The sequence below is a fragment of the Microthrixaceae bacterium genome (assembly GCA_016702505.1).
Lineage (GTDB): Bacteria > Actinomycetota > Acidimicrobiia > Acidimicrobiales > Iamiaceae > Aquihabitans.
The window spans coordinates 61,156-79,770 of the sequence record JADJDU010000007.1 but is presented as its reverse complement, the minus strand read 5'-3'; the positions used below and the strand labels follow the sequence as shown (position 1 = coordinate 79,770).

The following is an 18,615-nucleotide window of genomic DNA, read 5'->3' as shown; positions in this document are numbered from 1 at the left end:
CTCGAGTCGGTGACCGACCCGGCCAACGCGACCACCGGCTACACGTGGAACGATGAGGGCCACCTCGGGTCGGTTACCCAACCGGGCGGCAACTGCGCTTCCTCGCCCAAGACCGGTTGCATCACGTACGCATATGACTTGGCGGGCCGTCCGACCGGTGTCGACTACGCCGACCCGGCCACACCCGATGTGGAGGGGATCGTCTATGACCAGGTTGGTCGCCGTACCCACGCGTCGCGGGGTGGTGATACTGAGATGTGGGTCTGGGATGGCCGGTCGAGGTTGAAGTCCCACACCGATGTGAATGGTCGTTCCACGGGTTATGGCTGGGATGACATGTCGAACCTGACCTCGATCTCCTACCCCGGCCAGACCACAGCGGTGACCAGAGAATTCGATGATGCGGGACGGTTGGAGTCGGTAACGGATTGGACCGGGCGGCTGACCACGTTCGGCTATGACGAGAACAGCAACTGGTCCGAAACGGTGTTCCCGGTGTCCTCACAGAACCGTGACGTCTACAGCTTTGACCGCGCTGATCGGATGGTCGGTGTGTCTTGGAACCGCGGTTCCACGGTGCTGGGCAGCCTCTCCTATGGGCCCCGTGACCTGAAGGGCCAGGTCACCACCGTCACCGGGACCGGCGTGGTCGCTGGCCAGAACCAGTCGTGGGCCTATGACGACCGGGACCGCCTCACTTCGACGGGGACGGAGGGGTTCGGGTTTGATGCGGCCACGAACCTGGTCGACGCGGACGGGGTGTTGCAGGTGTTCGACCCCGCCCAACGGCTGTGTTGGACATCGCAAACCGTCGAGGGCGGTGATTGTGGGACCCCACCCGCTGACGCGACTACCTATGGCTATGACGCCCGCGGGAACCGGACCTCGATGACGTTCCCGTCGGGAACGACCGCAACGTATGGGTTTGATGCCGAGAACCGCATGACTTCGGCGGTCCTGCCCACGACGTGGCAAGACGACACCGCCCGCCAGTACGTCCCCGTCCCGCTACCCGCATCGTCGATACGACGACGGGGGCGGGGACGTGTGATGGTGCCCCGTGCGCGAGGATCGCCGCCGATGACCCTGTCGCAGTCCAGGTCACCGGTGTGGGCGGTGTACCCGCCAGTGGGGTGACGGCGGTGGTGGTGTCGATCATCGCGTCAGGCACCACTGCTGATGGCTGGTTGGAAGTGAACCCGGCTGGTGACGCCGCCGCAGGCACCCTCCCACTCAACACCGGGCAAACCACTGCTCAGACCGTCACCGCGAAACTGGCTGGGAACGGGACGATCACCCTGGCGTCTGGGGTGGGGGTGGATGTGTCGGTCGATGTGGTCGGCTATTTCCGGGCCCCGTCGCCGTGGGTTCCGGCCCTGAACTACTGGCCGCTCACCCCCACGGTCACCGCCGAATCCGTGTCGGGAACAGGTGTGTGTGACGGCTCACCGTGCGGGACGCTCCCCGCGGGTGAAACCGACATCGCCACCGCCGGACGAGGCGGGATCCCAGCCACAGGCGTGAACGCAGTCACCGTGTCGATCCTGGCCCAACACGCCAACGGCGGGCAGGTTCGTGTCGCCCCGTCGGGGGATGCGGCTGCGGGTGAGTTGGTGTGGGAAACAGGCAGTGTCGGTGCCGCGGGGGTGTTCACCGTTCCGTTGAACCCTGACGGGACCATCACCCTCCACGCCGCCGGCCCGACCAATATCAGGGTGGCGGTGACGGGGTATTGGAAGATTCCCACCGGAAACGACACCGGTCTCGGCCTGGATCTGCTCGACGCCCCACCCGCCTAGTGGACACGACCAACGGCACCGGCATCTGCGACGCCAGCCCGTGTGACACGCTCCAGTCGAACACGCCGGTCGAAGTCGCTGTCACCGGGCAGGGCGGGTTGTCGGGTGAGATCATGGCGGTCATGGTTTCGGTCACCGCTATCGACCCGACCGGCACCGGTGTCCTCGGTGTTGGGACAACCGAAGCCGACTTGGGTGGAGGGATCGTGGTGTTCGATCCCGCCCAACACGCGTCGACGACCATGATCATCCCGCTCACCGGCACCGGGACGTTCACGATCGGGTCATGGACGCAAACTGATGTGGCGGTCGATGTGATCGGCGTGTTCCGGGCGCCGACTAGGACGTGGCGTTACGAATACGACACCACCGGCATGCGAACCGCCAAACAACTCGACAACACCAGCGGTACAGGTGTGGAGTGGCGTAAAGAACACACCTGGACCGCCAGCGGTGGTTTGCCGTTGCTGCTAGCGGAGCATCAAGGCGCCCAGAGCGCGTATGTGATCTACGGGCCGGGCGGGACACCGATCTATCAGATCAACACCACCGGCGACGTCCAATACTTCCACCAAGACCACCAAGGTTCCACCCGCCTCACCACCAACGCCAACGGCACCACCCGAAACACCATCACCTACAACGCCCACGGCGAAATCACAGCCAACACAAACTGGTGGCTCGAACAACTCCTCAACGGATACACCGGCCAATACCACGACCCCGAAACCGGTTACATCTACCTAAGAGCCCGCCACTACGACCCCACAACCGGCCAATTCACATCCGTCGACCCGCTAGTGGCGATCACCGAAGAACCCTACGGATATGTAGGCGGAAACCCCGCCAACGGATCAGACCCGACCGGCCTCTGCGGGCCGTTTGGAGACGCCCCATGCACGCCAGCCGGCCTCATTGAAGAGACCATCGGCGTCGAGCTGGAGTGTGCATTTGGAAAGAACACGAACGGTTCTTGTAGGGGTGCTCAAGCTGCCCGTGTAGCCGCCGGAAGAGTGGGGGCAGTGAGCGGGCTGGTATCTGGGATTTGTATTGCGGCTGCGGCTGCAACATCTGAATCTGGAATCGGGGTTCTCGTATTCGGAGGTTACGCAAAGGCCGCTAGTGTTGTTTCAACCGTGTCCTCGGTCCTGGAGATGGTGATTGAGTGCGGTACCGATCCCACCTCTGCCCAGTGTTATTGGGCTGTTACGTCCGTTGCTTTGAGTGCAATGTCTGCTGGTCTTTCGAATGCCCTTACAAAGAATCTGGATGAAGTCGGCGATGTGGCTCAGTTTTGTCTAGAGATGGCCGGCGAAGTAGTATTGCCGGTGGCTGATCGCCTTCGGTCAGCCTTCTGGCCGGACCCCGACTAGTGAGTATGCGAGACGCTCTTCGGAGCACTATCGTGGCGATATGGGCATCTAGCGGTATCGCGGTTTTGATGTACCCGGTTTCCTGGTTTGTCATTCGGCGACATCTCCGCTCGCTTGAAGAACTGAGAGCGGAGATGTCGAGAATTCCTTTTGCGTCATTTTATGCAATTATTGTTTGGGCTTTCCCAAGGTCAATATTCGTCTTCTGCCTCACGACGGGTATTGGACTGTTGTCTGTGAAGTATCTACTTTGAGTAGTGTGCCGGGATGGTTTAACCCTGAACCGGGGTCGACGAGTTCCGCGTGCTGGGCAGCCTCTCCTATGGGGGTTCTGTCCGGGGACTGTGGATGTGTGTGTAGCCGGCGTGGTCATGGCTAGTTGGTGGCCGCTGGGATGCGGACGCGGTAGTGGTTGGACAAGACGTTCAGGATTTGTTGCTGACGCTCGCCGCACTCCCCAGGGTTGCTCATCGGACCACCCACGCCCACAATCCTCGGAATCCAACTGAACGGTATTGGGGCTAGTCCGCTATGGCCCCAGGGGGTTAGCGACGTGTAGGCCGCGACGCTGTGCTGCCTCGCATAGCGCAGTGTCGGCACTGGTGAGGAGGTTCGCCTCGATGGTGATGGCCGCGGCAAGGTGGACTGCGTCGTAACCTCTCAATGCTTCGGCCTCAGCAAGGTCCCCGGCGTCGGCGACGAGTTGTTCGGTGGCCTCCACGACCGAGATCCCCTCGACGAGCGCGGTGAACTCTTGGATCGCGCGCCGGTGCTGACGTGCGTCGAGGCGCCCGTCGCGCCGGGCCGCAGCTAGCGCGGCTCGCCCTTCGACCACCACCAGGGAAACGGATGCCAACACATCGGCACTGTCCCAGATCAACTCAGCTTGGTCCGAGCCGTCCTCGTCGATGACCAGCTTCAGCAGCGAGGACGTGTCGACGTAGGTGATCACCGCCGCTGCTCCGCGACGAGGTCACTCACCGAACCCTTCGCCATGATGCGCTGGCTTGGTCGCGTCCGCTGCCTGCTCGTCGGTGGGCGGACTGCGCCTGACGCGACGAGAGCTGCAAGGCGATCGGTCGACTCATCGACGGCTGTCAGCCGCGCGATGGGTTTGCCATGCTCGGTCACGATGATCTGTTCGCCGCGCTTCACTCGGTCCAGGTATCGGCTGAGGTGGTTCTTGAGGTCGCGCACGCCGACCTCGTCACGTGTAGCGACTTTCATAGACGTATTGTAGCTACTTTCATTGTCGGAGGTCATGGCCCGCATTCGTCCGGCCCGTCGATGAGATCCCCGCTCTGCGAGATCGCCTCGCTGTTGCCCTGACCAGGCTGCGTTCGTGACGTCATCGCGGTTGTGGCCGTAGCTGGACCGAAGCTTCGCCGCTGGGTGTTCTGGTTGGTGGGGCTGGTTGGGGGGTCGGTAGCCTTGTGAGGCCCCATGGATCCTGTCGTTCGTTTTCGTCAGGCGGTCTGCCTGCTTGGGCGGTTCCCCGCCCTGGCCGGCGTCGACCTCGAGGTGGGCGCCGGTGAGATCGTGCTGCTCCAGGGGCCTAATGGGGCCGGAAAGACCACGGTGCTGCGGGCCTGTGCCGGGCTGGTTCCGGTGGTCGACGGTACGGCTGAGGTGCTCGGGGTGGACCTGCGGACCGACCCCCGGCCGGTCCGGTCGCGGGTGGGGTTGCTGGGACACGGCAGCGGGCTCTACGCCGACCTGACGGTGGCCGACAACGTGGCGTTCTGGGCCCGGGCCGGTCGGTCTCGGGCCACCGACGTCGACGCGGCCATGGCCAGGCTGGGCCTCGACGGGAGGTTGGCCGACGTGGCCGTGGCCAGGCTTTCGGCCGGGCAGCGTCGACGGGCGGCGTTGGCGGTGCTGGTGGCCCGTCGGCCCGAGCTGTGGCTGCTGGATGAACCCCACGCCGCCCTCGATCAGCAGGCCCGCGACCTGGTCGACGGATTGATGGTGGATGCTGTGGCCGCCGGGGCGACGGTGGTGTTCGTGTCCCACGAACTGGATCGGGCCGCGGTGGTCGCCCATCGCACGGTTCACCTCGCCGGAGGTATCGCGGCCGTGCCGTCGGGTGAGACGGTGGCGTCATGACCATCCTCCGAGACGCCGGGTTGGTGTTGGAGAAGGACCTGCGCCTGGAGATGCGCAGCCGGGTGGTCATGGCCCAGGTGATCCCGTTCGGGGTGCTGGTGCTGGTGTTGTTCGCCTTTGCGTTGGACCCCGACCGGCGGATCCTGGGCGAGGCAACGCCGGGCCTGTTCTGGCTGGCGGTGCTGTTCTCCACCCTGCTGGCGTTGCAACGCTCGTTCTCGGTGGAGGCCGCCGACGGGATAGGCGACGCCCTGCGGCTGTCGGGCCTGGACCCGGCGGGGATCTTCCTGGGCAAGGTGGCCGGCATCGCCGTGCATCTGCTGGTGCTTCAGGCGGTGCTGGTCGCCGGGGTCACGCTGTTCTACGGGACCACCCCCCACGGGGCTCCGCTGCTGGTGGCCACCTGCCTGGCCGCCACCGTCGGTCTGGCCTCGGTCGGTTCGCTCTACGGCATCTTGTCGGCGGGAATGAGGGTGCGAGACACCCTGTTGCCGCTCCTGGTCCTGCCGGTGGTGGCACCGGTGTTGATATCGGCCACGCAGGCCTTCGCCGCCGCCTACGCCCAGACCCCCGGGTCGGGCTGGCGCTGGCTGGGGCTGCTGACGGTTTTCGCGCTCCTTTACCTGGTGATCGGGATCCTGGCCTTCGAAAACCTCCTGGAGGAGCCTTGAACCCCCTGTTCCGAATGCACCCCGACGGCACCGCCTCGCGCGGTAGCCGGATCTTCGGGGTGCTCTTGGCGGTGGCGGTGGCGGTGTTCCTGGCCGTGGCCCTGGTGATCTCACCCCCCGACAGCGGCGCCAACGCGTCGGAGAACAGCATGGGTGAGCTGGTCCGGATCATGTACGTGCACGTGCCGGTGGCGGTGGCCTGCTACCTGGCGTTCTTCGTCACCGCGGTGGCCAGCGTGATGTACCTGATCCGCAAGACGGAAGGCTGGGATCTGCTCGCCGCGTCGTCGGCCGAGGTCGGCGTGGTGTTCACGCTGTTGACCCTGGCCACCGGATCGGTGTGGGGTCACATCGCCTGGGGCACCTGGTGGGAATGGGACCCACGCCTCACCAGCACCCTGCTGATGCTCATCGTCTACGTCGGCTACCTGGCCCTGCGCTCGGCTGTCCTGGACCCGGTGGTGCGGGCCAAGCGGGCCGCGGTGGTCGGCTTGGTGGCCTTCGCCAACGTCCCGATCGTGCACTACTCGGTGGACTGGTGGCGGGGGATCCACCAGCCCGCCACCATCAGCCGGCTCGACCCCACCATCGACGGGCTCAAGCTGTTCGCCCTCATGTTCGGGATGCTGGTGGCGGTGGCCGTCTACGGGTGGCTCATGATCCACCGCTTCAGACTGGAATACGTCCGGGCTCGCCTGGAGGAGAAGGGGTACGCCGTGTACACCATTCGTCGGGGTCGGGCCGTGGGCCGCCAGGTGCCACCCGAGGATCGGCGGTGGATGTGACCACGCCTCGCCATCCCGACGGGCCCGACACCCCCGACGACCGCGACCTGGACGAGGGTGGCCTGGACCTGACCCCCCGAGTGGCGTCGGATCAGAGCCCGCGGCGCCGAAGCTCGCGTCGCTGGGTGGCGGTCGGCGTGCTGGCCGGGCTGGCTGTGGTGGTGGTGTTCATCGTGATCCAGGCCCGTGGAGCCAGCCTCTACTACCGCAACGCCGACGAGGCGGTGGCCCAGCAGGAGACCCTCGGCCGGGACCGGTTCCGCCTCCAGGGAGTGGTGGTCGGTGAGCCCGTCGACGACGGCAACGCCAAGGTGTTCTCGGTGGCCTACCGGGGCGTGGCGGTGAAGGTCCGTCACACCGGCAAGGAGCCGGCGCTGTTCAAGCCCGGGCTGCCGGTGGTGGCCGAAGGGTCCTGGAACGCGGCTGGCACCGAGTTCGACAGCGACCGGCTGCTGGTCAAACACACCGAGGACTACAAGAAGGACGACAGCGGCGACTACGAGGAACAGCATCCCGACCGGGTGCCCGAAGCCTCGTGAACGCCGCTCTGGGCACGGGCGGCGTCGTCCTAGCCCTGGTCGGAGCCCTTGGCGGCATCGTCACCCTGGCGGTGGGACTGAGGGGTCGTCGCAGCGACCTGCTGCGCATGTCACGCACCTACGCCTTCATGGTCCTGGGCGGCGCGGTGCTGGCGGTGGCGGCCATGGAACGGGCCCTCATCACCCGGGACTTCTCTCTGGAGTACGTGGCCAACAACGGGTCGCACTCCACCCCCGCCCTGTTCAACGTGGCCACCCTGTGGTCGGCGCTGGAGGGGTCGATCATGTTGTGGGGGCTGATCCTGGCTGGCTACTCGGTGGCGGTGGTCATCAAGTTCCGGGACCGCCTCAACGACCCGCTGGTGGCCTGGGCGATGGTCGTGATGTTCGCGGTGTGCCTGTTCTTCTTCGGGTTGATGCTCGGCCCAGCCAACCCGTTCCGGGTGCTGGCCGACCCGCCGCTCGACGGCCCCGGCCCCAACCCGTTGTTGCAGAACCATCCCCTCATGGCGTTCCACCCGCCCATGCTGTACCTGGGCTACGTCGGCTTCACGGTGCCGTTCGCCTTCGCGGTGGCGGCGCTGGTCACCGGACGCTTGGGTGAAGGCTGGCTGGTGGAGACCCGCCGGTGGACGCTGATCGCCTGGATGTTCTTGACCATGGGCATCGTGGCCGGCGCCTGGTGGAGCCACGAGGTGCTGGGTTGGGGCGGGTACTGGGCGTGGGACCCGGTCGAGAACGCCTCGTTCCTGCCGTGGCTGACCGGCACCGCCTACCTGCACTCGGTGATGGTTCAGGAACGACGAGGGATGTTGCGGGTGTGGAACCTGTCGCTGTTGTGCGCCACCTTCGCCCTCACCATCTTGGGCACGTTCCTGACCCGTTCGGGTGTGATCGACTCGGTCCACGCCTTCAGCGAGTCGGCCATCGGGCCGCTGTTGTTGGGCTTCTTCGCGGTGATCGTGGCCGTGACCGTGGGCCTGGTCGGATGGCGGGGTGACCGGTTGCGGTCCCCGGCCCGATCGACTCCCCGGTGTCACGCGAGGGTGCGTTCCTACTCAACAACATCGTGTTCGCCGCTTTCGCCTTCGTGGTGCTGTTGGGCACCGTGTTCCCCCTGATCTCCGAGGCGCTGTCGGCCGAACGGGTGACCGTGGGCGAGCCCTACTTCGAGCGCATGACCACACCCATCGGGTTGGTGCTGTTGTTCCTCATGGCTGTCGCCCCCGTGCTGCCATGGCGCAAAGCATCAGGTGAGACGTTGCGGACCCGCCTGTTGTGGCCGGGTTGGTTCGGAACTGGGCTGTTGGCGTTGGCGGTGGCCTTGGGGGCCCGGGGCCTGGCCCCGCTGCTGGCGTTCTTCCTGGCCGGATTCGCCGGCGGTGCCGCAATCCGCCAGCTCTACCTGGCCACCCGACGTCAAGGGTGGCGGGGCCTCACCGGCCGAGCCAACGGTGGGATGATCGTCCACATCGGGGTGCTGATGATCGCGGTGGCATTGGCAGCGTCCAACAGCTACTCGGTGGAACGCGACGCCCGCCTGTGCGTGGAGTCGGCACCGGGATGTCCTTCCACCGTCACCGTACGAGGACATGAGATCACCTACCTGGGGCCGACGTCGGATGTGACCGCGGCCCGCCGACAGGTCGGGGCCAAGCTCGACGTGGGCGGCAAGGTGTTCGAGCCGGCCATCCAGCAGTTCGTGAACGGAACCCAACAGATCGGCAAGCCGTCGGTGCGCAACACCGCTCGAGACTCGGTGCTGTTGACCCTCACCGACCTGCCCGGCGCCGACGATTCGGTATCGGTGAAGATCATCGTTCAGCCACTGATCGTGTGGCTGTGGATCGGAGGTGGCGTTATGGCGATCGGTTCGTTGATGGCCATCTTCCCTGGGAGGCGGCGCGTCGGGACTGCACCGGTGTCGCGATGAACGGGCCCCGTCGTCCAGCGCTGGCCGCCGCGGTGGTGGCCGGGGTGGTGGTGATCTTGTTGGTGGCGCTGTTGGCCACCCGAGATCCGGCTACCGAACGAAAGTCCACCAGCAAGCTGATCGGCCAGCGAACCCCGGGTGTGGCCGGTGAGGTGCTGTTGGGTGAACCGTTCGACATCGGCGCCACCGACCGGTGGGTGGTGGTCAACTTCTTCGCCACCTGGTGCGCCCCGTGCGTCACCGAACACCCCGAACTGGTGAAGTTCTCCGAAGCCCACGCCAAGACCGGTGACGCCCGGGTCATCAGCGTCGTCTACTCCGACGATGCCGACGCGGTGCGAAAGTTCTTTGCCGAACGGGGTGGAGACTGGACCGTGTTCGACTCCGACCAGGGTCGTACCGCCTTGGATTGGGGGGTGGCCAAGGTCCCCGAGTCCTACCTGGTGACCCCCACCGGGTACGTGGCGGAGCGGTTCGTGAGCGGTGTCACCCAAGCGCAACTCGACGCGACCATCGACAGCTTCGAAGCGGCTGCTGCCGCCGAGGCGTCGACGACGGCGGGAACCAACCCGTGAGCGGATCGGTGAGGCAGGGGTGGTGGCCGTGGGTGGCCATGGCCGTGGTGGTCGGGGCGTTGCTGGCGGTGGGAACTCTGGGCGGCGACCCGCCCACCATGGAGGAACGGGCCCGCAACCTGGAGAAGTCGATCCGCTGCCCGTCGTGTGCCAGCCAGGCCGTGGCCAACAGCGACACCCCGGCCGCGGAGGCCGTCCGGGTGTTGATCGCGGAACGTCTCGAAGCCGGTGACTCCGACGAAGAGATCCGTGACTATGTGGCGTCTCGTTACCCCGATGGCCGTCAGCTTCTGTTGGACCCGGCCGGATCGGGTTTCGGGGCGTTGGTGTGGGCCCTGCCGGTGGCGGGTGCGGTGCTGGCTGTAGGAGCGTTGGGGTGGCGGTTCGGGGACTGGAAACCGCGCCGGGTCGAGGTGACCGAGGCCGACCGGGAACTGGTGAACGCGGCGCTGGCCGCGGACCAGCGCGGTGATGGGGCCACGGGCGCCGACAGGACAGTTGCCGACGGGACGGGTGTCGACGGGGAGGTCCCGACGTGACCGCCAAGGCAGGCGCTCGGTCGCCGTCCAAGCAGCCACGCCGGACCGCTCGGCTCGACCCCGATGAACTGGCGGCCCTCGAAGAACAGCGCGATTTCCTGCTGCGATCCATCACAGATTTGGACCGCGAACATGACGCCGGCGACCTCGACGACGCCGATCACCGCGCCCTCAGAGACGATTACACCGCCCGCGCCGCCGAGGTGCTGCGGGCCATCGAGGAGCAGAAGCAGGGCTTCGCCGACGCCCGTGCGCCCCGTGACGGTCGCCGAGCCGCGCTGGTGGCCGCGGGCGTCGTGGCGTTCGCGCTGGTGGCTGGTTGGACGGTGGCCCGTTCCATGGGCGCCCGGGAGGCGGGAGACACCATCACCGGGGGCGTCGACGTCAAGCAGTCGGCCAGCCAACGAGCCCAGGCCTGCGTGCAGAAGATCAACCCGGCGTCACCTGCCGCCGCGGTGGAGTGCTTCAAGGCGGTGCTCGACGATGACCCCCGAAACCCGGTGGCCAACACCTGGCTCGGTTGGCAGATCGGCCTGACCGCATCGCTGGCCGAAGGTGACGAGGCGGCGTCGTTGGAACAGGCTGCCGAACAACTGGTGGAGACCGCCATCGAGGTCGACCCCAACTACAGCTATGCCCGGGCCTTTCGGGCGGTGCTGGCCTTTCGGCGCGGCGAGTTCGAACTGGCCAAGCAGTACCTGGAGGAGTTCGAGGCCCACGACCCCTCGCCCGATGCCCGTTCGGTCATAGAACAACAGCAGTTGGCCGAGCGGATCGACGAGGCCCTCTCGGCGCCGACCGCCACTACCCCCGCCTCGACATCCTCGACATCCTCGTCCACCTCCGTTCCCCGAACGACAACCGTCCGAGGCTGATCAGGGTTGGCTCGCAGCGCCCGCAGGTCGTGGATCACCGAGGGCAGGCTGGCGGCCAGGCGGTCGACGTCGGCATCGGTGGTGTTCCAGCCCACCGACAGCCGCAATGAATGGTGGGCGTCGATGCCCATCGCCTCCAGCACCGGGGATGGTTCCAGTGATTCCGACGAGCAGGCACTGCCGGAATGGGCGGCGATACCGGCCCGGTCCAGGCCCAACAGCACCGCTTGGGGCTCCACCCCTTCCACGCCGACACAGACCAGGTGGGGGAGGCGGTGGTCGACGTTGCCGTACTGCTCGATGCCTTCGATCGAGGCGAGTACTTCTCGGATGCGGTTCGAGAGCCGGTCGGCCTCGGCGGCTTCGCTCGCCCAGCGGACCGCGCCATCAGGATCGACGGTCGAAAGTTCTTCGCACGCCGCGCCCAACCCCACCAGTTGGGCCACCGGCTCCAGCCCGGCCCGCCGGGCTCGCTCCTGATCGCCGCCCACCAGCAGCGCCGGTATGCGCAGGCCCCGTCTGACCAGCAGGGCTCCGGTGCCGGCTGGTCCCCCCAACTTGTGGCCGCTCACCGACATGAGATCAGCGCCCAGGTCGGTGAAAGAGATGTCGAAGCGCCCGACCGCGGCGGCGGCATCCACGTGGACCAGGACCCCCCGTTCGCGACAGGCCGAGACCACCTCGGCTACCGGCTGGATGGTGCCCACCTCGTGGTTGGCCCACTGGATGTGGACCATCGAGGTGTGGGCATCAATGGCGTCGACCACCCCGGTCGGGTCAACCCGACCGGTCCCGTCGACCGGAACCACGGTGACCGGTCCGGCTCGCCCCGCCGCCAGTCGCACCGCGGAATGCTCGACGGCGGTGACCACCTGATGGCCCGGCGTGCCGGTGCGGTCGGTGGCCCGGGTGGCGCCACCCCACACCGCAGCGGCGATTGCTTCGGTGGCTCCACTGGTGAACACCACTTCCCGGGTTCTGGCCCCGACGAGCCCGGCGACGTGATCGCGGGCCGTCTCCAACGCCACTCGGGCGGTGAGGCCCTCTTGGTGGATTCGGCCCGGGTCGCCGGTCAACGAAGTGAGTGCCTCGACCATGGCCCGCCGGGCCGCGGGCCGCAACGGAGTGGTGGAGGAGTGGTCCAGGTAGGCCCGGTGCGGCGATAGCGACACGGCTCGAGCCTAAGGGCGTACCGTGGGCTCAGCCCACCGAGGTGATGCAGGTGGGGTCGCCGCCAGCTCGGGAGGCCTCGGTCTCGGCGGCGGCCTCGCCGTAGAGGGCGCCCAGCATTCCTCTGACCATTCCCCGGTCGACGGCGCAGATGACGGGGTGTTCCAAGGCGACGTCACCAAACGGGCAGTGGTCGGACACGATGCGCAGACCACCTGGAGTTTCCTCGGCGTGGGCCGCGAACCCGTGTGCCGAGAGGGCATCGGCGACGGAGTGGAGGGCGGCGCGGAACGAACGCTGTGCATCGCCGACCTGGCCCATCGCCGCGGCCAGGGTCTGGCCGTACTCGACACCCACCTCTTCGGCCAGGGCGGTGGCCTCGGCCTCGGGCAAACGGGCCAGGGCTCGACCCAGAAGCGTGATGATCAGTTCGTCGTGGCGGACGGGCAGCTCTACCAGCACGGCCTCGGCCCGGGAGCGGTATCGCTTGGACGGCCGGCCTGCGCCCGGCGGCCCCGGAATCCGACCGATGGTCACCTCTAGGTGGCCGCCGGCCACCAGCTTGTCGAGGTGGTGGCGGGCCACGTTGGCGTGGAGCTCGAACCGCTCGGCCACCTCGGTGGCGGTGACCCCGTCGGGCTGCTCGTGCACGAACAGGTAGATGTCTCGTCGGGTGGGATCGCCGAAGGCCGATGTGAGGGCCGAGACCGCGGAGGCGAAGTCGGTGGGGCTGAGGGCTGGAGCCTCCCGCGGACTGAACTTCGCCGAGGTCACCCCGGTATTCTACCTATGTCTGTAGGAGAAATTCCCCACGTCAGGAAGCCAACGTGCCCACCGAAGCTGAGATCATCGAGGCCATCCGTCCGGTCCAGGACCCCGAGCTGCATCGCAGCATCGTCGACCTCGGGATGCTCAAGGAAGTGGTGGAGTCCGACGGCGCGGTGCGGGTGTTGGTGGCGCTGACCACTCCGGGGTGTCCGCTCAAGAACGAGATCACCCGTCGGGTGGAGGAAGCGGTCACTGCCCTGGAAGGGGTTCGGGCCGTACGGGTCGACTTCACCGCCATGACCGCCGAGGAGCTGGCCGGCCTGCGCCAGCAGCTCAACGGGAACCCGGCCGCCACCGCCGGAACCAACCAGGCCCACGGTCACGCCGAAGGTCGAGCCGTTCCCTTCGCCGATCCGTCGAGCCGGACCCGGGTGCTGCTCATCGCCTCGGGCAAGGGCGGCGTGGGCAAGTCGTCGGTGTCCACCAACCTGGCCGTGGCCTTGGCCCAACGAGGTCGTTCGGTGGCCATCGTCGACGCCGACGTGTGGGGCTTCTCCATCCCCAAGATGCTCGGCATCACCCACGACCCGGTGGTGATCGACTCCATGCTGGTGCCGCCCGAGGCCCACGGTGTGCGTTGCATCTCCATGGGGTTCTTCGCCAACGAGGACCAGGCCGTGATCTGGCGCGGACCGATGCTGCACAAGGCCCTGGAGCAGTTCCTCACCGACGTGTTCTGGGACGAACCCGACTTCTTGATCATCGACCTCCCACCCGGCACCGGTGACGTGTCGCTGTCGATCAGCCAGTTCCTGCCCCGCGCCGAGGTCTACGTGGTGACCACCCCCCAACCCGCGGCTCAGCGGGTGGCCCAGCGGGCGGCGGCCATGGCCGAGAAGGTGCACCTCGAGGTCAAGGGTGTGATCGAGAACATGGCGTGGTTCACCGGTGACGACGGTGTTCGTTACGAGATCTTCGGGGCCGGTGGTGGTCAGGAACTGGCCGACAAGCTCGACGTGCCCCTCCTGGGTCAGATCCCGCTTCGCAACGACCTGCGAGAGGGCTCCGACGAGGGCCGTCCGGTGGTGGCCGCCGACCCCGGCAGCGAAGCATCACAGGCCTTCGCCGCCATCGCCGAGCAGGTCGACGTGGCCTTGGCTCCCACCCGCCGCTACAACCCCGGGCTGTCGCTGCTCAACGGCTGAACCCGGTCCCGCCGATCAACCCCCACCCTGCGTGACCGGCGCCACATACCGGTACAAGGGTCAAGATCTCACCGGCCCCGCCGACAGGAGGAACATCCCTGGGGGAAGGTGCCTGCGTGACGTCGACGGGAACCGATGCTGATGTGGAGAGCCGGGCGACGCTCGCGGCCATCCACGCGCTCGGGGTCCTGGATGCCCACGACGATCCTCACCTGAGATCACTGGCCGTGCTGGCCGAGCAGATGGCCGGGGGATCGCTGTCGGTTTGGCTGCGGGGTCCGGTCCCGCCGTTGGCCGACGGCGTTCCGTCGCCGGCGGCGCTGGTGCCGGTGGTGGAGGGCCTCGGTGGTGGCGACACCGGCCACCGACATCGCAGTGCCGGTATCGGTTGGCGGGGTGCACGTCGGTGAGGTGCGGGGGGTGGCGTTCCTGTCGAGGCGGTCCGGCACGTGGCGGCCGAGGTGGAGGCGCCCTCCAGCGTCGACTCACCGAGGCCCGGCGGGACCGCGACGGCAACCCGGTGGGCGTGGTGGTGGTCGACGACGACCTTGCAGGTCATCTGGGCGAGTGCTGAGGCGGTGGCGTTGGGGCTGGGCGGTGGGGCGCGACCTGGTCGGCTCACCGGTGTTGGACCTGGTGCGATCCGACGAGATCGAGGTGGCCGCCGACCTGCTTCGACGCGGCGTGGGCGGAACCGGGCGCAGCGCCACCGTGGCCGTACACCTCAACACTGCACCGGGGGATGCGCCGCTGTTCGACGTGTGGGTCGAGAACCGCTTGGGCGACAGCGACGTGGGGGTGATGGCCTTTGCCGTGCGCATTGCCGATCCCGCGTCGGAGTTGGCCCTTCTGGGTGACCAGATGTTCGTGCTCAACCGCCTGAGCGCCGGGGAACCGCTAGGTGAGGTCCTCCATCGGGTGATCGACCTGTTGGAGCACCGAGATCCCCACGCCTCGGCCTGCATCATGGAGTACGACCCCGTCGACTCAGCCCTCCACCCCCTGATCGCCCCGCATCTGCCGGTTCCGGTGATCGGTGCCCTGATCGGGCTTCGGCCCCGAGTCGGCGGCCCAGGAGGGTCGGGCTCCTTCCACGCCGACGTCGGCCAGTTCAGCCCCGACATCTCGACCGATCCGGCCTACGCCGAGCTGGCCCCGGTGCTGGCCGCCCATGGGATCCGGGCGTGCTGGTCGATCCCGATCCGATCGTTCAACGACGGCAGCCAGCTCGGAACCATCGACATCTATCGCACCGAGGCCGGGCACCCGTCTGACACGGAGTCCAGGGTGCTGTCGCTGGCGTCTCGCCTGGCCGCCATCGCCATCGACCAGGACGCCCGCGAGCGCGACCTGCGCCACCAGGCCATGCACGACCCGCTCACCGGCCTACCCAACCGGGCCATGTTCTCCGAACGGCTGGCTGAGGCGGCCGAGGACGGCAACGTCGGGGTGCTGTTCCTCGACCTGGACCGGTTCAAGCTGGTGAACGACACCCTGGGCCACGAGTTCGGCGACGAGGTGCTGCGGGCCGTGGCCGAACGTCTCGAGGAAGCGGTGGAGGACCCGGTGCTGGTGTCCCGCTTCGGGGGAGACGAGTTCATCGTCTTGGTGCCCAAGGTCGATGGCCCCGAAGACCTGGTGAGGGTGGGTGAAGAACTGTTGACCGCCCTCACCGTGCCCTACACGGTTCGTGATCACCGGGTGGTCCTCCGGGCCAGCGTCGGGGCGGCATTGTCAATCCATCCGCCCGAGGACCCGCGGTCACTGGTGAGAGACGCCGACACCGCGCTATACCACGCCAAGGAACGGGGCCGGGGCCGAGTCGAGGTGTTCGACGATCAGATGCTCCAGGCTGGTGCCGAACGGGTGCGCATCGAGAGGGTGTTGCGGGAGGCGATCGAAGGTGACGGGATCGTCGTCCACTTTCAACCCGACCGTGCGCCTCGAAGACGGCATGGTGCTCGGGGCCGAAGCCTTGGCCCGTTGCGAAGCCCCCGCCGGCGGGATCTTGCCACCGGTGCTGTTCATCCCGGTGGCCGAGGAGGTGGGTCTCATCCCCGCCCTGTTCGAGACCGTTCTCACCCAGGCATGTGAGGCCGCCATCGCTTGGAACCAGACCCGCGAGCACCCCTTCGTGGTGTGGGTGAACCTCTCGCCCACCCAGCTCGGCTCGGTGGCGGTGGTCGAACAGATCTCCCGGATCTTGACCTTGACGGGCGTGAACCCGGCGTGGATCGGTTTCGAGGTGACCGAGAGCGGCATCCTGCCCGACCCCGAGCAGGCCGCCGAGTTCTTGAGCCAACTCCGGGCCCTCGGGGCGCGGATCGCCATCGACGACTTCGGCACCGGATACTCATCTCTGGGTACCTCCAGAGTCTGCCGGTTGACACGGTGAAGTTGGATCGGAGCTTCGTGGTGCGCGCCGGTGACGATCCCAGGAGTCGGGCCATCGTGGGGTCGGTGGTGGAGCTGACCAAGGCCATGTCGCTGTCTTGCGTGGCCGAAGGCGTGGAGACCGTCGATCAGCTCGATGTGGTGACCGAGCTGGGCTGTCCCGCAGTGCAAGGTTTCGTGTTCGCCCGGCCCGCTCCGGCCGACGAACTGACCGACTGGTTGTCGACCCGACCCTGAGCCCGGGCCGACAACCTCAGGTCGCCAATCCCAGGGGTCAACCGGTGTAGTTGGGTTCCCGTGCCATCGGCTGAGCGCCGGGTGCAGTTGGGGGACGGTTGCCCACCACGGTCGTGGTCGTGTGCTCACCGCCGGTGTCGGGGGTGTCGACCATCAATATGTCGGTGTTGGCGTCATGATGCCTCGGTCCACGACCCGTCGGCGTCAGACGTCTCGACCACGTAGCCCTCGGGGTAGGTGGCGCCGCGGTCCAGGTAAATGGTGGTCGGGCCCTGGGCGTCGTTGTCGGTGAAGGTGATCTTCAACGTCTGGGTGTTGTGATCCCAGTGGGTGCGGACTGGGCGTCCGGCGATGGCCCGCGCGTAAGGCTGGAACAGGCGCCCGATGTTGGGCCTGGCATTGCCGGCCTCGTCGAAGGGGCAGTAGCCGCCGCCCCGGCACATCTGGAACATCGACCAGCCCGACGTCACTTCCTCCATCGTCTGGAGCGAAAGGTCGACGAACTCGTCCATGCCGGGTAGGTCGGGGTGGGCGATGCCCCACTCCCCGACGAGCATCGGCATGGGGTACTTGTCGGTGTAGGTGGTGATGGCGTCGCGCCACTTGGTGAAGAACTCGGGGTTGATCTCGATCTTGCCGTCGGGGGAGTAGGTGGCGATCTCGATGTCTGGGTCGTACATGTGGGGGTAGAAGGCCACCTTGGGTCCGGTGATGCGGCCCAGGCTGGTGGCGACACCGAGCGAGGCCAGGTTCGGCGGTTCGAAGAACACCCAGTGGTCCGCGTCGACCGCCGAGATGGCATCGGTGAGGCGCTGGAACATGGGGGTGAGCTGCTCGCGCTCCACCCGTGCCGCGGAGGTGAATATGTCTTCACCGGGTCGCTGCTTCCCGAAGGGTTCGTTCATGAGGTCGTAGCCGAACAGCGCGGGGTGGTCCTTCACCCGGTTGACCACAGCCAGCCAGGCGTCGATCTGTTGCTGGCGCAGATCGGCGTCCTCGTAGAGGTGTTCGAAGGCGGCCTGAACCGCGGGCTGGAGGTAGGACAGCAACCAGTTGTCCTGCTCCTCGAAGGGCAGGCCGTCGTCACGGGTGGCCCACGCCGGGACACCGTGGGACCCGAACTTCTCGCCGTAGACGTCCTGGTGCATGTCCAAGATGACCTTGATGCCGTGATCCTCGGCCCGGTCCAAGACGATCTCGAGTTGGTCGAGGAAGGACTCGTCGATCTGGTCCATCTCGGGTTCGAGGTGCTGCCAGAAGAATCCGACCCGGACGTGGTCCATGCCCCGGGCGGTGGCGGCCTCCAGCATCTGGTCGGTCACGTCGGCGGCCGGTTCGGAGGTCTTGACGTTGAAACCCCGGAAGATCTGGGCCCGTCCCGAACTGTCGGTGATGTACACCCGGCCGTCGGTCCCGGTGACGGTGCCCCACCTCGCCACGGGTCCGGGGCCGGTGTCGGCCTTGGCCGACGCTGGGCTGGTGGTCGATCCGAGCGGGAAGGCCAGCGCCGCTACGGCGGCAACGACGGCCAAACCCCGGCGGCGTGAAAGGCGATGAAACCGCCGAGAACTGGACGTCGTGGTGGTGGCCATGGGCTAACGGTATCTCACGGACGGTGAACGTGAGCCTTCGCTCGGTTGTGGGAT

General features: G+C 67.1%; 20 protein-coding genes and 1 pseudogene. 16 read left to right on the top strand and 5 right to left on the bottom strand.

Annotated elements, in window-relative coordinates; all coding sequences use genetic code 11:
- The first annotated feature begins 9 nt into the window (after positions 1-9).
- Genes IPG97_07645 through IPG97_07635 form a run of 3 tightly spaced genes read left to right on the top strand, consistent with a single transcriptional unit; the run spans position 10 to position 3,172 of the window.
- The gene (locus IPG97_07645; protein MBK6856405.1) at positions 10-1,137 is read left to right on the top strand and encodes an RHS repeat protein; all 1,128 of its coding nucleotides are present in this window, start codon (positions 10-12) and stop codon (positions 1,135-1,137) included.
- Positions 1,110-1,799 carry a hypothetical protein gene (locus IPG97_07640; GenBank protein MBK6856404.1) on the top strand — a complete coding sequence of 230 codons (690 nt, stop codon included), beginning with the start codon at positions 1,110-1,112 and terminating at the stop codon, positions 1,797-1,799. The genes IPG97_07645 and IPG97_07640 overlap by 28 nt, the downstream gene beginning before the upstream one ends.
- Positions 1,799-3,172 carry an RHS repeat-associated core domain-containing protein gene (locus IPG97_07635; GenBank protein MBK6856403.1) on the top strand — a complete coding sequence of 458 codons (1,374 nt, stop codon included), beginning with the start codon at positions 1,799-1,801 and terminating at the stop codon, positions 3,170-3,172. Before IPG97_07640 ends, IPG97_07635 begins: the two co-directional genes overlap by 1 nt.
- A gap of 529 nt (positions 3,173-3,701) precedes the next feature.
- Here the strand turns inward: IPG97_07635 and IPG97_07630 are convergent.
- Positions 3,702-4,124, bottom strand: coding sequence for a type II toxin-antitoxin system VapC family toxin (locus IPG97_07630; protein ID MBK6856402.1), 423 nt, complete (start codon positions 4,122-4,124; stop codon positions 3,702-3,704).
- The gene (locus IPG97_07625) at positions 4,121-4,399 is read right to left on the bottom strand and encodes a type II toxin-antitoxin system Phd/YefM family antitoxin (GenBank protein ID MBK6856401.1); all 279 of its coding nucleotides are present in this window, start codon (positions 4,397-4,399) and stop codon (positions 4,121-4,123) included. The genes IPG97_07630 and IPG97_07625 overlap by 4 nt, the downstream gene beginning before the upstream one ends.
- A gap of 216 nt (positions 4,400-4,615) precedes the next feature.
- Between IPG97_07625 and ccmA the strand changes: the two genes are divergently transcribed.
- From ccmA to IPG97_07585, 8 genes are read left to right on the top strand one after another with little or no spacing between them, the layout of a single operon-like run.
- Positions 4,616-5,278 (top strand): heme ABC exporter ATP-binding protein CcmA, encoded by a 663-nt coding sequence (gene ccmA, locus IPG97_07620; protein MBK6856400.1) that lies wholly within the window; start codon positions 4,616-4,618, stop codon positions 5,276-5,278.
- Positions 5,275-5,949: a heme exporter protein CcmB gene (locus IPG97_07615; GenBank protein ID MBK6856399.1), complete on the top strand. Its 675-nt coding sequence runs from the start codon at positions 5,275-5,277 to the stop codon at positions 5,947-5,949. The genes ccmA and IPG97_07615 overlap by 4 nt, the downstream gene beginning before the upstream one ends.
- Complete coding sequence (gene ccsA, locus IPG97_07610; protein ID MBK6856398.1) at positions 5,946-6,734, top strand: cytochrome c biogenesis protein CcsA; 789 nt, start codon at positions 5,946-5,948, stop codon at positions 6,732-6,734. Before IPG97_07615 ends, ccsA (IPG97_07610) begins: the two co-directional genes overlap by 4 nt.
- On the top strand, positions 6,725-7,273 hold the full coding sequence (locus tag IPG97_07605; protein MBK6856397.1) for a cytochrome c maturation protein CcmE: 549 nt from the start codon (positions 6,725-6,727) through the stop codon (positions 7,271-7,273). Before ccsA (IPG97_07610) ends, IPG97_07605 begins: the two co-directional genes overlap by 10 nt.
- Positions 7,270-8,394 carry a cytochrome c biogenesis protein CcsA gene (ccsA, locus tag IPG97_07600; GenBank protein MBK6856396.1) on the top strand — a complete coding sequence of 375 codons (1,125 nt, stop codon included), beginning with the start codon at positions 7,270-7,272 and terminating at the stop codon, positions 8,392-8,394. The genes IPG97_07605 and ccsA (IPG97_07600) overlap by 4 nt, the downstream gene beginning before the upstream one ends.
- A complete protein-coding gene (locus IPG97_07595; protein MBK6856395.1) occupies positions 8,307-9,206 on the top strand; it encodes a hypothetical protein in 900 nt (299 codons plus the stop codon). The genes ccsA (IPG97_07600) and IPG97_07595 overlap by 88 nt, the downstream gene beginning before the upstream one ends.
- Entirely contained in the window at positions 9,203-9,781 is a 579-nt protein-coding gene (locus IPG97_07590; GenBank protein MBK6856394.1) for a redoxin family protein, read from the top strand. The genes IPG97_07595 and IPG97_07590 overlap by 4 nt, the downstream gene beginning before the upstream one ends.
- Complete coding sequence (locus IPG97_07585) at positions 9,778-10,320, top strand: cytochrome c-type biogenesis protein CcmH (GenBank protein ID MBK6856393.1); 543 nt, start codon at positions 9,778-9,780, stop codon at positions 10,318-10,320. The genes IPG97_07590 and IPG97_07585 overlap by 4 nt, the downstream gene beginning before the upstream one ends.
- Before the next feature lie 631 nt (positions 10,321-10,951).
- Here the strand turns inward: IPG97_07585 and IPG97_07580 are convergent.
- Together IPG97_07580 and IPG97_07575 are read right to left on the bottom strand one after the other, a co-directional pair.
- On the bottom strand, positions 10,952-12,367 hold the full coding sequence (locus IPG97_07580) for a cysteine desulfurase (GenBank protein MBK6856392.1): 1,416 nt from the start codon (positions 12,365-12,367) through the stop codon (positions 10,952-10,954).
- Between the two features lie 28 nt (positions 12,368-12,395).
- The gene (locus tag IPG97_07575) at positions 12,396-13,139 is read right to left on the bottom strand and encodes a helix-turn-helix domain-containing protein (GenBank protein ID MBK6856391.1); all 744 of its coding nucleotides are present in this window, start codon (positions 13,137-13,139) and stop codon (positions 12,396-12,398) included.
- A 56-nt stretch (positions 13,140-13,195) separates the two neighbouring features.
- Here IPG97_07575 and IPG97_07570 point away from each other — a divergent pair.
- From IPG97_07570 to IPG97_07550, 5 genes and pseudogenes are all read left to right on the top strand, one after another.
- Positions 13,196-14,338: pseudogene (locus tag IPG97_07570) on the top strand (Mrp/NBP35 family ATP-binding protein).
- Positions 14,339-14,454: 116 nt separating this feature from the next.
- On the top strand, positions 14,455-14,748 hold the full coding sequence (locus IPG97_07565; protein ID MBK6856390.1) for a hypothetical protein: 294 nt from the start codon (positions 14,455-14,457) through the stop codon (positions 14,746-14,748).
- Between the two features lie 187 nt (positions 14,749-14,935).
- Positions 14,936-16,432 (top strand): sensor domain-containing diguanylate cyclase, encoded by a 1,497-nt coding sequence (locus IPG97_07560; GenBank protein MBK6856389.1) that lies wholly within the window; start codon positions 14,936-14,938, stop codon positions 16,430-16,432.
- Entirely contained in the window at positions 16,356-16,733 is a 378-nt protein-coding gene (locus IPG97_07555) for an EAL domain-containing protein (protein MBK6856388.1), read from the top strand. The genes IPG97_07560 and IPG97_07555 overlap by 77 nt, the downstream gene beginning before the upstream one ends.
- Entirely contained in the window at positions 16,730-16,969 is a 240-nt protein-coding gene (locus IPG97_07550) for an EAL domain-containing protein (protein ID MBK6856387.1), read from the top strand. The genes IPG97_07555 and IPG97_07550 overlap by 4 nt, the downstream gene beginning before the upstream one ends.
- A 173-nt stretch (positions 16,970-17,142) precedes the next feature.
- On the opposite strand, the gene IPG97_07545 is transcribed toward IPG97_07550, so the two are convergent.
- On the bottom strand, positions 17,143-18,561 hold the full coding sequence (locus tag IPG97_07545; protein MBK6856386.1) for a cellulase family glycosylhydrolase: 1,419 nt from the start codon (positions 18,559-18,561) through the stop codon (positions 17,143-17,145).
- Between the last annotated feature and the right edge of the window lie 54 nt (positions 18,562-18,615).